The organism is Labrys wisconsinensis (genome assembly GCF_030814995.1).
GTDB classification, from domain to species: Bacteria; Pseudomonadota; Alphaproteobacteria; order Rhizobiales; family Labraceae; genus Labrys; species Labrys wisconsinensis.
On the sequence record NZ_JAUSVX010000016.1, the window covers coordinates 184391 to 199788 of the forward strand.

10 protein-coding genes are annotated in these 15398 nt (G+C 64.4%); all 10 read left to right on the top strand.

The window, feature by feature from the left end; genetic code table 11:
- Window positions 1–91: 91 nt before the first annotated feature.
- The 10 genes from QO011_RS32520 to QO011_RS32565 all read left to right on the top strand — a co-directional run bounded on the left by QO011_RS32520 (window position 92) and on the right by QO011_RS32565 (window position 15212).
- On the top strand, window positions 92–418 hold the full coding sequence (locus QO011_RS32520; protein ID WP_307281841.1) for a hypothetical protein: 327 nt from the start codon (window positions 92–94) through the stop codon (window positions 416–418).
- Between the two features lie 125 nt (window positions 419–543).
- Complete coding sequence (locus tag QO011_RS32525) at window positions 544–786, top strand: hypothetical protein (protein ID WP_307281844.1); 243 nt, start codon at window positions 544–546, stop codon at window positions 784–786.
- A gap of 151 nt (window positions 787–937) precedes the next feature.
- On the top strand, window positions 938–2677 hold the full coding sequence (locus QO011_RS32530; RefSeq protein WP_307281845.1) for a SulP family inorganic anion transporter: 1740 nt from the start codon (window positions 938–940) through the stop codon (window positions 2675–2677).
- A 302-nt stretch (window positions 2678–2979) separates the two neighbouring features.
- Window positions 2980–9813: an RHS repeat-associated core domain-containing protein gene (locus QO011_RS32535; protein WP_307281847.1), complete on the top strand. Its 6834-nt coding sequence runs from the start codon at window positions 2980–2982 to the stop codon at window positions 9811–9813.
- Entirely contained in the window at window positions 9810–10175 is a 366-nt protein-coding gene (locus QO011_RS32540) for a hypothetical protein (protein ID WP_307281848.1), read from the top strand. Before QO011_RS32535 ends, QO011_RS32540 begins: the two co-directional genes overlap by 4 nt.
- A 335-nt stretch (window positions 10176–10510) precedes the next feature.
- On the top strand, window positions 10511–11185 hold the full coding sequence (locus QO011_RS32545) for a transposase (protein ID WP_307281851.1): 675 nt from the start codon (window positions 10511–10513) through the stop codon (window positions 11183–11185).
- Window positions 11186–11422: 237 nt separating this feature from the next.
- The gene (locus tag QO011_RS32550) at window positions 11423–12901 is read left to right on the top strand and encodes a DNA/RNA non-specific endonuclease (RefSeq protein WP_307281853.1); all 1479 of its coding nucleotides are present in this window, start codon (window positions 11423–11425) and stop codon (window positions 12899–12901) included.
- On the top strand, window positions 12902–13426 hold the full coding sequence (locus tag QO011_RS32555) for an SMI1/KNR4 family protein (protein ID WP_307281855.1): 525 nt from the start codon (window positions 12902–12904) through the stop codon (window positions 13424–13426).
- Between the two features lie 550 nt (window positions 13427–13976).
- Window positions 13977–14627 (top strand): transposase, encoded by a 651-nt coding sequence (locus QO011_RS32560; RefSeq protein ID WP_307281858.1) that lies wholly within the window; start codon window positions 13977–13979, stop codon window positions 14625–14627.
- 129 nt (window positions 14628–14756) lie between these two features.
- The gene (locus QO011_RS32565; RefSeq protein WP_307281861.1) at window positions 14757–15212 is read left to right on the top strand and encodes a S1 RNA-binding domain-containing protein; all 456 of its coding nucleotides are present in this window, start codon (window positions 14757–14759) and stop codon (window positions 15210–15212) included.
- Window positions 15213–15398 lie beyond the last annotated feature (186 nt).

Sequence of the window (15398 nt, forward strand, 5' to 3'; positions counted from 1 at the left end):
TGCGTACGCCTGCGCAGGAGCCGGGCCGCAATTCCGCCAGAATGCACGTCAACCTAACCCGACGGGTGGGGGCGCTGCGCCGGAGGATGCGATGCGCCTTTTGATCGTTACCGGAATTCTCGCCGCCCTCGTGGCGCCCGTGCCGCAGGCACAGGCCGTCGGGTGCCTCTCCGGAGCCGTGGCCGGCGGCGTCGCCGGGCACTATGCCGGTCACCACGCCGTGCTCGGCGCGCTCGGGGGCTGCGTGGTCGGGCACCACCTCGCCGTCCAGAAGAAGAAGAGGCTGAAGGAGCAGCAGCTCCAGGCCCAGCCGACGGCGGCGCCCGCCACGCCCCCGCCGACCACGCCCGCCCCGACGACGCCCGCTCCGGCCACGCCCGTTCCGGCCACGCCGGCGCCGGCCACACAGACCCCGTGAGCCGACGGCCCGGGCCTTCCGGCCCGGAGCCCCCCAAAGCTCCCCCTTGCGTCCTGCAACCGTCGGTTCATAGTCCCGAGGCGTTGCGTCGATCCGACCGGAGGGTTGAGACAATGGTTCCGAGCATGCGTATCTTCGCTGCCGCCGTCCTGCTGCCGTTCATGGCCTCGGGCGCCCTGGCCGATGCGACCTGCAAGGCCCAGGCGACCGACAAGAAGCTGGCGGGCGCCGCCCTGGCCAGCTTCACCAAGAAATGCACCGGCGACGCGCAGACCGCCTGCGACGCGCAGGCGACGGCCAAGAAGCTGGCGGGGGCGGCCAAGACCTCCTTCACCAAGAAATGCGTCGCCGACGCGGTCGGCGGCTGACCGCCGGCGCCCGTCGCCGCATCCCTCCGGCGGCCCGCGACGGGGCCGCCGCCCTCCACGGACGTGATGCCATGGCGGAGCTGATCGAGCGGGCCGGCGCGACGGCACATCGGCATGGTTGCGGCGATGCCCCGACGAGGAGGCCGTGTCGATGAGCGCCGCCTCCGGCAGGGACGAGCCGGCGCGCCGGTCCTGGCCGCTCCTGCGCTCGCTGTCCGGCTGGACGATCGCCGATCTCGGCCGGGACGTCCTCGCCGGCGTCACGCTCGCGGCCATCGCCGTTCCCGAGCAGATGGCGACGGCGCGCCTGGCCGGCTTCGCGCCGCAGATCGGCTTCCATGCCTTCATCGCGGGATCGCTGGCCTTCGCGGTGTTCGGCGCCAGCCGCTTCCTCTCCGTGGGCGCCGATTCCACCGTCGCGCCGATCTTCGCCGCCGGCCTGGCGCTGCTGGCGGCGGCCGGCTCGCCGCAATCCCTGGCCGCCGCCGCGGCCCTGGCGATGATGGTGGGCGTGCTGGTCTGCGCCTGCGGCCTCCTGCGCTTCGGGTGGATCGCCGACCTCCTGTCGGTTCCGGTGACGACCGGCTTCCTGGCCGGCATCGCCATCCATATCGCCATCTCGCAATTGCCGAGCCTGCTCGACCTGCCGCCGCCCGACGGCGGCACGATGATCCAGCGGCTGATCACGCTGCTGCAGGGCCTGCCCGGCCTCAATCCGTTCAGCACGGCGATCGGCCTCGGCGTCCTCGCCACCGTGCTGGTCTGCGAGCGGATCAGCCCGCGGATCCCGGGCGCCCTCATCGCCCTCGCCCTGGCGACGCTGGCGGTGATGGCCTTCGGCCTGGAGAGCCGCGGCGTCACGGTGCTCGGGCCGCTCCCGAGCGGATTGCCCCGGCCCAGCCTGCCGGCGATCGAGCTGATCGAGCTGCGCTCGCTCGTGCCTCTCGCGATGATCGTCGCGATGGTGGTGATGATGCAGACGGCCGCGACGACGCGCTCCTTCCCGCCGCCCGGGGCGATGCCGGACGTCGACCGGGACTTCATCGGCGCCGGGGCCGGCAACATCCTGTCCGGGCTGCTCGGGGCCTTCCCGGTGAATGCCAGCCCGCCGCGCACCGCCATCGTCGCGGAGACCGGCGGCCGCTCCCAGCTCGGCAGCCTGGTGGCGGCCGCCATCGTGCTGGTGCTGGCGATGGCGGCGGGCGGGCTGCTGGCCCATGTGCCGCACGCGGCGCTCGCGGGCGTGCTCCTGTTCGTGGCGCAGCGGATCTTCCGCCTCCAGACCTTCGCCAGGGTCTGGCGTGAAACCCGGGCCGAATTCGCCCTGATCCTCGTCACCATGATCGCGATCGTCACGCTGCCGATCGAGGTCGGGGTGGCCGTCGGGATCGGCCTCTCCCTGCTGCACGGCATCTGGAGCATGACGCGGGCCCAGCCCCTGCGCTTCGAGAGGATCGTCGGGACCCCGGTGTGGTGGCCGCCGGCGCCGGGCCTGCAGACCGAGCCGGTGCCCGGCGTGCTGGTGGTGGGCTTCCAGGCCCCCCTCTCCTTCCTCAACGCCGACGTGTTCCGGCGCGGCGTCCGGGCCCTGGTCGACGGCCTCGCCGAGCCGCCCGGGCTCATCGTGCTGGAGGCGAGCAGCATCATCGAGATCGACTTCACCGCGGCGCAGGCCCTGCGCGAGGTGATCCTTGGCTGCCGCTCCGGCGGCGCCGTCTTCGCCATGGCGCGGCTGGAATCGATCCGCGCCCGGGAGGCCCTCGCCCGCTTCGGCCTCGAGGACGTGCTCGGGCCGGGGCATCTCTTCCCCAGCGTCGATGCGGCGGTCACGGCCCTGGCGGGAGCAGCGGCCGCGCATGCGCCCTCCCCGCCGGAGGCGGCCCGGCGCTGAGCCGGCCGGCATGGCCGCCCCTCCCGTTGACGCTGATCCGGCATCGCCGGATAGTGAACATAACGGGAACATTTGGGAGCCTGTCCATGCCCGATGCCAGTTTTGCCGGCGCTGCGCGGCGCCGGAGCGATATCGCCGCGGCCGATGCCGCGCCAGCGACGGGCGCGGGCTCGCCGATGGCGTTACAGCGTCGTGACGCGGCTTGCGCAACCACTGGTCGCGCCCCTTGCCATGCAACCCTCTCTGACGTAGCGTCAGACCACTTCGCCGGGGCTGGTGGGCACGGGGCTCGGGGAAGCACCATGACAGGGACGAACGGCAAGGGCCGGCGTCGGGCCGGTGTGGCCTGCTTGCTGGCCGCGATGAGCACGATGGTGCTTGCAGCGCCGGCCTGGTCCGCTGCGGGTGACGGCGCGCGACAGGATGCACGCCCGATCGCAATGGCCGCAGCGCTGACTCCTGTCGCAGCTCCGGCCGTGCCGGTTGCGGGCGGCCCTCGCGTGCCGGTGGCGGATCCCACCCGCGAACCGCCGGCGTCGAGTCCGACGCCGTCGCACGCGTCCGAGACGATTCCAAAAGACGAGCCGGCACGGACGGCCGAACCGAGCCCGTCGGCGCAGACGTCGCCTCCCCTGGCGACGGCCGACGGCAAGGACGCGCCGGCCGTCGACGGCGCTGTGAAGGCCGAGGCCGCCGCAGCTCCGGCCGCCACGCTCGCCGCCGCAACCGATCAGGACGACCCGCTTGCCGCCTTCGGAGCGAAGACCGGCGTCGTCGGCAAGATCCAGCCGCCGCCCTCGAACGGCTCCTTCACCCAGCGCGTGTCCCTGGAGGCGCCCTCCTTCCACGGCATCGAGCCGAAGCTCGCCCTGGTCTACGATTCCAACGGCGGCGTCCGCGCCGGCGGCTGGTGGGCGGGCTTCGCCGGCATCGGCATGCGGCTTGAGGGGCTCTCCGACATCATCCGCATCACCCATGGCGGCGGCACGCCGCATCTCGGCTCGACCGACGTCGATGCGACGGACGTCTTCGCCCTGGACGGGGACGAGCTGGTCGCCTGCACCGCTGGCATGACCAGCCCCGCCTGCACCACGGGCGCGGCGGGAGATGGAATCACCTATTATGCGACCCGGGTCGAAAGCTTCGTGCGGATCAGGCAGGCCGTCGACGGCACGAGCGGGGCGATCACCTGGACCGTCACCGGGCGGGATGGCACGGTCTCGACCTACGCGCCCGTCTCCACCTGGGGCTCGGCGGATGCCGACCTGCCCAAGCTGGCGACGCAGGCGCGCTGGCTCCTCCAGAGCGTGACGGACGTCCACGGCAATCACATCGACTACGCCTATGCCTGCGCCGCCTTGCCCGTGTGCTGGCCGTCGACGATCCAATATGTCGGCAGCGGCGGCACCACGCCCCTCGCCACCATCACCTTCAACCGCGAGACCGTGCCGGCCGTGGCCCAGCTGGGCATGGTGAACGGCGGCCTGAAGGCGCCCAATGCCGACGGCTCGATCGATGCGACGGTCAAGTCGATCTCGACGCTCGATCAGCGCCTGACCTCGGTCGATATCGGTCTCGGCGGCAATCGGGTTCGGGCCTACGACCTCGCCTACGAGCAGAGCCCGGCCACGGGCTTCTCCCGGCTGACGACGGTGACGCCCTACGGCAGGGATGCGAGCCTCACCAACGGCCATGTCACGGGCGGCACCAGCCTGCCGCCGACCCGGCTTGCCTATCAGGGGGCGGCGCTGACGCTGACAGGCCCGCAGACTCTGCCGCTCACGTTGTCCCTGCGATACAATGCGGCCTATCCGAACAATCCGCAGTCATCCGTCCTCGCCGTCACCGACTCGAAGGGAGACCAGAAGCCGGACGCCTACGTGCTCTTTTGGCCGGGAGCCTACCCTGCCTGCACGACACAGGTGCCGTGCCCGCCCACGTCACGCCCGGCTCGCTATTGCACCATCACCATTCAGACCAACAGCCAGTCGACAGCGCCCCCGCCCAAGCCGATCGCCAGCTTTCCCTGCGTCTACGAACAGTTTGACGGGTCGTGCGGCGGCCACCGCGTCACGCATTATGTGAACGTCGAAGGCGTGCTGGACGTCAACGGCGATGGCATTCCCGACATCCTCTCCAGCGCATACGAAGTCGATCCCGGTGATAGCTGTGGGGCGCCAGCGAAGACGACTTACCAGAACGGCATCAGCGTCTTGCTGCGGTCTGCGTCAGGACCTGACACCGGAGGAGTGTTCATCGCCTATGACAATCCCAGCCCGACACAGTTGCAAAGCCCCGTATCGTTCTTCGGGATGCTCGACTATGATGCTTCAGGTCAGATGCAGGCTCTGTTCCCGCAACCGGACGGTACGGCACGGCTCAGGCGGCTGATGACATCGGGAGCGTCCCCTACCGGCGCCCCCACTGACTTCCAGACGATCTGGCAATGGCTTCAGGGCTCCCCGCCTCCGGCTCAGCCGCCCGGACCGGATATCCCGCTATGGCCATCGTCCCTGTTCGCCATTCCATTGTTCCTCGACATCAACGGAGACGGCCGGACCGATATTGTCGAGGTGACCAGCGGCAACGGCGGCATCGAGGTCCTCTACACGCTTTCGAACGGGACCGGCTTCTCGCCCAAGCAGGTCGCCTATTTCCCGGGTCAGTTCCAGACCAGCTATTGCAACGTCGGCGGCGTGCTCGTTCAAGGCGCCGATGGGACCGGTATCGGAAAGGTTCTCGGCAGCGTCCATGTCGCGGACGTCAACGGTGACGGCCGCATGGATCTCGTCATTCTCGAGCACGGCGCTTCGCCCGGCACGATCAACGTCGGCGTGCTGCTCTCGACCGGCCAGGGCTTCGTCCACCAGATCTGGGCCTCGAATATTGCGTCGCCGATCGCCACGGCCTCGTCGGATCCGAACACGCAATGCCTGCCCCCCATCCTGATCGGCGACATCGACGGCGACGGGCGCGCCGACATCGTCCTCAACACCACGACCACATCGGCCACGGTGCTGCGTTCGACCGGCACGAGCTTCGTCCCCGTCGCCAGCCTCGGCCCGGTCTTCACGCTTGCAGACGTGGACGGGGATGGCCGGGACGACATCGCGCCGGCGGATTTCTATGACACCCACGCCACGGTCGGTCAGCGGCTTCGAGCCGAATCGGACGGCACCTATCTATCGTCCGCCGCGGCCTTTCCCGATCTGCTGACGACTGTGACAGGGCCGTTGGGTGGCAAGACCGGCATCGCCTACCAACCCTCCTCCGGCGCGGTGCACGGCGTGATGCCGGGGATCCTTCAGGAGGTGGCGGCCCTGACGCTCGACGACGGGCGCACGCCGCCGGCGACCACGACCTATGCTTATGCCGGCGGCCTGTTCGATCCCTCGGAACGGCGGTTCCTCGGTTTCCGGACGGCGACGGCGGATCTGGCCTGCAATGCCGGCGAGACGGTCTGCCCGCGCCGAAGCTACACCTTCCGCCAGGATTTCGCCGCGGCCGGCAAGCTGCAAGGGCTGGACGAGACCACCAATGTCGCCGGCGCTCCGGTGCTTCGGCGCAGGCTGGAGACCTGGAGCGTCGAGACCACCGCCGGCCTGCAGGCGACCTGGCCGCTGGCCTCGGGCACGGACCTGACGCTGCCCTACACCGCCCTCAACACCGTGTCGGAGCAGCAGGACCTGTTCGGCACGGTGACCAAGCGCACGACGAGCGCCCGCCTCTTCGACGCCTATGGCAACCTGACGCGGCTCACCGAGAACGGCGACGCCGACGTCACCGGCGACGAACGCTTCACCCTGATCAACTTCGCGCCGAACACGGACGCCTACATCGTTTCGGCGCCGATCCGCACCCGGGTCTATGCCGGCACCTCCAGCTCGGGCGCGCTGACGGCGGACACGCTGGTCGTCTACGACAACGGGGCGAGCTACACCACGCCACCGGTGAAGGGCGACCCGACCCAGACGCGGCGGGCGATCACCGCCTCGACCTGGGCCATCGCCCGGTCCGAATTCGACGCCTACGGCAACAGGACCGCCACGATCGACGAGGACGGCCACCGCACCGAGACGGACTACGACACGGTCAACCACCTCCTGCCCGTGGAGGTGCGCAACGCCCAATATCTGGCCGGCGATATCAGACAGAAGGTCGACAGCGTCAACGACGACCAGTGCCAGAAGCCGCTCACCGTCACCGACATGAACGGTCAGGTGACGAGCTTCACCTATGATGCGCTGTGCCGGCTCACCCGCAGGGACCAGCCGCTCGGCGCCTTCGAGAAGGTCGCCTACATCAACCTCGGCAGCCCGGCGACGCAATATGTCGACATCCGCAAGCCCGGGCCGACCGGCACGGCGGAGATCTATGCCAAGACCAGCCTCGACGGCTTCGGGCGGACCTGGAAGGTGCTCGACCAGGGGCCGGACGCCAGCCACGTCATCACCACGCTGACGGATTACACCGCGCGCGGCATGGTGGCCCGCACCAGCCGGCCGTTCTATTCCGGCGATGCGGCGCAATACACCAGCACCGCCTATGACGCGCTCGACCGGCCGGTCACCGTCACCAACCCGGACAGCACGCCCTCGGCGCCGAGCCTGCGCACGATGGCTTACGGTTATTCCAGCCTGTCCTCGCTCCACGGCTTCCTGACGACGACCACCGCCGACGAGCTCGGCCGCCAGAGCATCGTCCACGACGACGCCTATGGTCGCAGCGTGCGCCAGGCGCGCTTCCTCGGCTCGACCGAGGTCGACCGCTCCATGGCCTATGACGCCGTGGGCCACCTCATCCAGCTGACCGACCCGGCCGGCAACCAGTGGACCAACAGCTTCGACCTGATGGGCCGCAGGACGCAGGTGCAGGACCCGGATCTCGGCACCTGGACCTACGCCTATGACGCGGTCGGCAACCTCGTGCTGCAGACCGACGCCAAGGCGCAGCAGATCGCCTTCACCTATGACCGGCTGAACCGCGCCCTGACCAAGACCGTCCACGCCGAGCTGCCGGCGGGCGACCCGGGGCGCGATGTCACCACCACCACCTATGACGAGGCGCGCACCGGCTTCTTCAATGTCGGCGCGATGACCACCAGCACCAACGCGGCGGCAACGCTCACCGCGGATCACGACGCGCTCGGACGGGAGGTGAAGAAGACGCTTGCCGTCGACGGCCAAACCTACATCACGACCACCGCCTATGACACCGGCTCGCGGGTGCTCTGGCGGGGCCTGCCCGACGGCACGAGCGTGGGCACCGCCGCGGCGCCGATGACCTACGACCCGGCCGGGCGCCTGCTCGCGGTGCCGGGGCTGGTGAACGGCATCACCTACGATGCCTCGGGCCAGCCGCTGGTCACGGCCTACGCGGACGGCCTGGCCTCGACCGCGACCTACGACCCGGCGCGCGGCTGGCTGACGTCGCTGGTGCACCAGCCGGCGGCGGGCGGCACGGCGCTCTTGTCGCTGAGCTACACCCGGGCGCTGACCGGGCGGATCGGGGCGATCACCGACCAGCTCGACGCCGCCTCGACCGAGAGCTGGACCTACACCTATGACGACCTCGACGAGCTGAAGGCGGCGACCAATGCCGGCAACAGCGCCTACAGCGAGACTTATGCCTACGACATCGCCGGCAACCTGACGTCGAAGCGATGGGTGGGAGCCTATGCCTATCCGGCGCCGGGCCCCTCGGCGGTGCAGCCGCATGCGGTGACCACGGCCGGCAATTACAGCTTCAGCTACGACGCCAACGGCAACATGCTGCAGAGCCTGCTGAGCGGCGTGATCAATCGCGACCACGCCTGGGACGGCGAGAACCGCCCGGTTGAGGTGCGCTCCTATTCCTCCGCCGGCGTGCTGACGCTGACCTCGAGCTTCGTCTACGGCCCGGACGGCACACGGCTGAAGAAGACGGTCAAGGCCAACCCGCGCGGCTGCAGCCTGTCGCTGAGCCAGCAGCCGGACGAGACCACGCTCTATGCCTTCGGCGACGAGCGGGTGACCTACTCGGCCTCGACCAACCCCTGCGTGCCGACGACGCCGACCTGGATCACCTACCCCACCCCCGAGACCAAGCGCGAGGCGGTGCCGGGGCAGGCGGCGCAGACCTACACCCTGCTCAAGGACCACCTGGGCTCGCTGCGCATCGTCGCCGACGGCAGCGGCACGCCGGCGACCGCCTCGAGCTACACCCCGTTCGGCCTGCAGCGCAGCGACCTGGCCTCGACCGCGACGCGCGAGGACAAGGCCTTCATCGGCGAGCGCCAGGACGAGACCGGCCTGCTCTACCTCAATGCGCGGTACTACGACCCGAGGATCGCACGCTTCGTAAGCCCGGACTGGTGGGACCCGACGCAAGGCACCGTCGGCACCGACCGATATGGGTATGCCGCCAACGATCCGGTCAATGTGGCGGATCCGAGCGGGCATACTACTGACGATCCAGGAAAAGTGGTAGGAGATACAAGCGGACAATCAGACGACCCAAATAATGGTGGAGCAGATAAAGACATCGACTCAAAAAACCTTGAGCGAGCAGCGGGTCAAAACTCTCGGAAGGTTGCAGGTGGCTTTGAAGAAGAAAAGGCGTCTGAGCCATTGGAGTCAGATCCGACTGGCCCTGTACGTAATGAACTGGCCGCTGATCTAATAGCGCGAATTCGCACTATTAACCCGAACTACCGCCATGAGTCGCTCCGAGCTCCAGGTAGCTATGTCACTCCAGATGAACTTAAGGAGCTGCGCAAGGATCTTATGGCTGCACGAGATTCTAGAATGGACAAATCCTCGTTGGCCACCGATCCTGCTGACATAGCGTTGGGACATCGAACAGCACTGTATTCATTTGCAGACAGGCTTGGTGCGGATCATCTTCTTGATTTTGGTCAAAATGAATGGAAAGATGCATTCAAGGAATATCGAGATAATCCACTGGTTACCTTTCATGTGACTATGTCAGGTTTTTTTGGAGATACATCGGAGGATATGATTCGGAATGAGATGAAATATGGTGTAAACACCGGATGGGAACTTAAACAACTCTACGAAGCAGGGCGAATACCCTCTGTAAATTTTTACCATAACGATTCGCTCATCCAGAACCCATTCAAAGGAACGCCTCCATGAATACGATTTTCCAATCCGACCGCGACTTCTTCGTAGTTAGTTACGACGCAAGTCATGGACTCCTTCTTCTAAGAAGCGCCAAGACTAATGAAATTCCAACTCGCATTGATGTCCTTTTCAACGATGTGAGGGCGATGGAGATTCGATGCTTCATCAACAATGGATTGAAAATTGGCATCGAAGATCGAAAATATCTATTTAACTTTCAGAGCAATCCGCTGGAAATGGTTGAATTTAGTTTGAAGATTTATTCATTACTTGGCCATGGTTGGAAGGGTTTTGTGATTGGCAACATCTTTACTACAACAGAAGATACCGGACATGCTCTGGAGAGAAGCAGTCTGCTGGGACCAATCGACTAAAGAAAAAGAATACACACGCAAGATGGGAGCACGGATCGCGAGACTACGGATTACGGGGACTTGGAGTTTCCGGGGCAGTTTACTTTTCTCGCTTTTCGGCCATGAGGTGCATCACGTCGAAGGGACGCCAGAAGGCGCCTTGCGTACGATGACAAGGACAGAACCGCACTCCCCCAAGGCAGCCGCTGGTCACGACCCATGCGGACGGGCTGGTCTCGACGGCGAGCTACGACCCGGCGCGCGGCTGGCTGACGTCGCTGGCGCACCAGCCGGCGGCGGGAATTGCGGAATTACGGGGACAGTTTACTTTTCTTACGTTCTCGCTAGGCTGGGGCATGGCTCGCATCGCCCGCCTGGTGGTCCCCGGCCTCGCGCATCATGTGACGCAGCGGGGCAATCGCCGTGAGCGGGTGTTCTTCACCGAAGACGACTACCGGGCCTACCTCAACCTGCTGAAGGCCTATCTGCCGAAGTCGGGCACGCGCCTCCTCGCCTGGTGTCTGATGCCCAATCATGTGCACCTCCTGGCCGTGCCGGACGGACAGGACGGCCTGCGAGCCCTGCTCGGCGAGGTGCACCGGCGCTACACCGCAGGGATCAACGCCCGCAACGGCTGGACCGGCCATCTCTGGCAGGGCCGCTTCGGCTCGGTCGTCATGGAGGAGGATCACCTCGTCCATGCCGTGCGCTATGTCTGCCTCAATCCGGTGCGGGCGAAGCTGGTGACCCGGGCCGAGGACTGGCCGTGGGCGAGCACCCGGGCGCACTTGAGCGGCCGCGACGACGGCCTGACCGACCTGACGCCAGTGCGCGAACGGTTCGCGACCTTCGCCGACCTGCTCGACAGCGCAGAGGACGAAGCCGCGGTCGCGGCGCTGCGCCGGAGCGAGAGGACCGGGCGTCCGCTCGGCTCCGCGAGCTGGCTTGCCGGGCTGGAAGCGACGACGGGGCGCGTCCTGGCCCGACGCAAGCCGGGACCACGGCCGGAGTTGAGTAAACTGTCCCCGTAATGCCCGCTGAGCTACACCCGGGCCCTGACCGGGCGGATCGAGGCGGTCACCGACCAGCTCAACGCCGGCTCGACCGAGAGCTGGACCTACGGCTATGACGGCCTCGACCAGCTCAAGCACGCCGGCAATGCCGGCAACAGCGCCTATAACGAGGCCTACAGCTACGACCTCGCCGGCAACCTGACCGCCAAGACCGGGATCGGCACCTACGCCTATCCGGCCCAGGGCCCTTCGGCGGTGCAGCCGCATGCGGTAACGACCGCCGGCAATTACAGCTTCAGCTACGACGCCGACGGCAACATGCTGCAGAGCCTGCTCGGCGGCATCCTCAACCGCGACCACGCCTGGGACGGCGAGAACCGCCCGGTTGAGGTGCGCACCTATTCCACGGCCGGGGTGCTGACGCTGACCTCGAGCTTCGTCTACGGGCCGGACGGGACGCGGCTGAAGAAGACCGTCAAGGCCAGCCCGCGCGGCTGCAGCCTGGCGCTGAGCCAGCAGCCGGACGAGACCACGCTCTATGTCTTCGGCGACGAGCGGGTGACCTATTCGGCCTCGGGCAATGCCTGCGTGCCGACGACGCCGACCTGGATCACCTATCCCACCCCCGAGACCAAGCGCGAGGCGGTGCCGGGGCAGGCGGTGCAGACCTACACGCTGCTCAAGGACCACCTCGGCTCGCTGCGCATCGTCGCGGACGGCACCGGCACGCCGGCGACCGCCTCGAGCTACGCCCCGTTCGGCTTCCAGCGGGCGGTCCTGACCTCGACCACGACACGCGAGGACAAGGCCTTCATCGGCGAGCGCCAGGACGAGACCGGCCTGCTCTACCTCAATGCGCGGTACTACGACCCGAGGATCGCGCGGTTCGTCTCACCGGACTGGTGGGACCCGACCCAGGGCACCGTCGGCACCGACAGATACGGCTACGCCGCCAACGATCCGGTCAATGTCGCGGACCCGAGCGGACACTATGCCGATGACGACACGCACGACATCGGCGAACAGGAGCATGATGCGGCGCAGGGAACGCTGAAAGCGGAGCTCGATCAGGGGCAATTCGCCGAGCATCCGGACGCGACTGCTCAACGAACGGCTCAGACGGGAGGAGAGGGACTCGGAGATCCACAGGATCCCCAGCATCAACTCCCCTTTGAAAAGAGGATGGAGGTCGAAACGATATTCGGCCCGCGTGAACCCGGCTTCACGAGCGGCAAGGATCCGGAGGCGGAGAAGGAACGGTTTGAGAATGCGTTCGAAAGTGGTGTTATCGGAGCCTTGGGTTCGTTAAAGCAAGGAATTGACTACGGCCCTTTGGACGCTCTCGGCCGTCCCACCGGTGTTCGAGCAACAATCACGAAGGATATGTTAGGAACGGGAACACCAGCTGATCCTGCCATCACTCCGCCCGGTTGGAGCGGAAACGGGGCCTTGTCCAACCAGGCGCGGTCGCACCTATTAGGACGTCAACTTGGCGGCTCGGGAGATGAATCTAGAAACTTGGTTACGTTGCAACAAAATCCTGTGAACAGCCCTGTCATGCGAGGTTTCGAAAACCAAGTCCGAGCGGCCGTTGAAGGGGGGGAGACGGTAAAGTATTCTTCAACGCCAATCTACAATGGCTCGAACCCAATCCCAAGAGGTGTTACACTCAGCGGCACGAGCCAGAATGGCTTTAATCTGAATGTTACAGTGTTAGATCCCGCTGGACGATAGATGATTATCGATAACTTAACAATTTTGATACCACCACCCGCAGACCCCGTCGAGACACGTGGGTCATGGATGCAAGTTGAAATGTCCTTGGGGACTCATCTTCCTGATGATTTCAAGGAATTTATAGATGTATATGGAAGTGGAAAAATTGGAGATTTTATTTCTATATTGAATCCATTTTCCACCAGACCATCATTAAATTTGATTGAAGTATCAAAGAAGAATCTCGAAGCCCTGCGTGTATTATCAATCGAATTTGGGGAAGTGACTAAATCTGATCTATTCCCAGTCCCTGGTGGAATTTTACCAGTTGCCCTTACTGACAATGGTGATGTAATTCATTGGAAAACAACTGGTAAGCCAAATGATTGGACTATCGTCGTCAACGAAGCTCGCAGCCCTCTTTACGAACATTACAATTGCAGTTTGACGCGATTTATCGAAAATCTCGCCAAGGGAGAGATAACATCCGATATATTTCCAAAATCTTTCGTCGAGTCAATATTAGTATTTAGTATCACTTAGATTTTTTATTTATTCTTATGGGCGACATATCATGCACATATCAGGACAGATCATAAAGCAACAAGTGTGACAATAGATATGATTGATTTATCCGAAATTTGTACATTGGAATCGGCAGAACTCGCTTACCGAAAGGGGCACCTTAGGAGAGTCCTGCTCTTGCCGACAGAACTCGGAGGGCGCGAGGTGCCGGAGAACACCGTGTATATCTCCGATCGCGCTTGGCGGATAAAGGAGAATTCGACCACAGAACTCCTTGCCTTGGTTGGACGCGGGGAGGCTAGCGAGATATCCGTCATCCCAGAATACCGCGGGAACAGTTTTGTTCCGAGCATCCTCATTGTAACAGCCGGGAAGAAAGAGGTACCGCCAATTTATCATATAGATATTCATGTTTGGTAACACGTCGAGGAGTTGCGATACTACGATGTATATTTGAAATTATGGAGGAATTTTACTTTTGATGACTACCTGAAATTCGTCAGAAATTTCGAGCCTATATGAATTACGGGGACAGTTTACTTTTCTTACGTTCTCGCTAGGCTGGGGCATGGCTCGCATCGCCCGCCTGGTGGTCCCCGGCCTCGCGCATCATGTGACGCAGCGGGGCAATCGCCGTGAGCGGGGGTTCTTCACCGAAGACGACTACCGGGCCTACCTCGACCTGCTGAAGGCCTACCTGCCGAAGTCGGGCACGCGCCTCCTCGCCTGGTGCCTGATGCCCAACCATGTGCACCTGCTGGCCGTGCCCGACGGGCCGGATGGCCTGCGGGCCCTGCTCGGCGAGGTGCACCGGCGCTACACCGCAGGGATCAACGCCCGCAACGGCTGGACCGGCCATCTCTGGCAGGGCCGCTTCGGCTCGGTCGTCATGGAGGAGTATCACTTCGTCCATGCGGTGCGCTATGTCTGCCTCAATCCGGTGCGGGCAAAGCTGGCGCCCCGGGCCGAGGACTGGCCGTGGGCGAGCACCCGGGCACATCTGAGCGGCCACGACGATGGCCTGACCGACCTCGCGCCGGTGCGCGACCTTCGCCGACCTGCTCGACAGCGCAGAGGACGAAGCCGCGGTCGCGGCGCTGCGCCGGAGCGAGAGGAGCGGGCGTCCGCTCGGCTCCGCGGGCTGGCTTGCCGGGCTGGAAGCGACGACGGGGCGCGTCCTGGCCCGACGCAAGCCGGGACCACGGCCGGAGTCGAGTAAACTGTCCCCGCAATGCCAGAGCAATACTGCTAGGGTCCCCCAATACCTACAAGCCTCAGGGGCAGTGGTAGTGCCGAGAGGGTTGGCAGAGGAATTGGAAGTCACGAGAATGAAGTACGGAGAACGGCGATGCACTCTGGTGATATAGTTGAATCCTTCGTGTATAGGGAAGAAAATTATGGAGTATTCCTTAAATATGAGGACGCAGAAATATTTGTACACCTACCAGAGATGTCATGGACGGAGCGTGCTCCTGCCAATCAACTAGGACTGATGAATACACTCGTCGCAGTAAAGCTTATAAAATACATAGAAGAGAAAAAACAATGGCTTGCCTCCATCAGAAAGGCTCATCCGGAAAATAATCCGTATGTAAATTTATCAAAAGTGAATTCGAGTACAGTTTTTGATGGAAAGGTATTCAGTGTATCGATTGGTGACTTCTTCGTTTCCATGGAAGGCGGGGCGTTGGGGCGAATTTCCGAGAACCCGCTCAACAAAACCATCTCCGTTGGTGACGACGTTCGTGTGTCAGTGATCGATGTTGACCCCCAAGAAGGTAAAATGAATCTGATGCTTCGCTAGCGCGAGCGCGGCGCGCTCGCCTACGATGAGAGAGGGAATTACGTGGCAGTTTACTGGTAGACTGCACCCCGGACCTGGGACAGCGAGCCGGGCAGCCGTCCCCGCTCCCCTCTTCTTCATCACGTCCACCACCTCACCCGATAGACGATGAGCTGCGGTGACATGGGCCGCTGCAATCCACCGCCG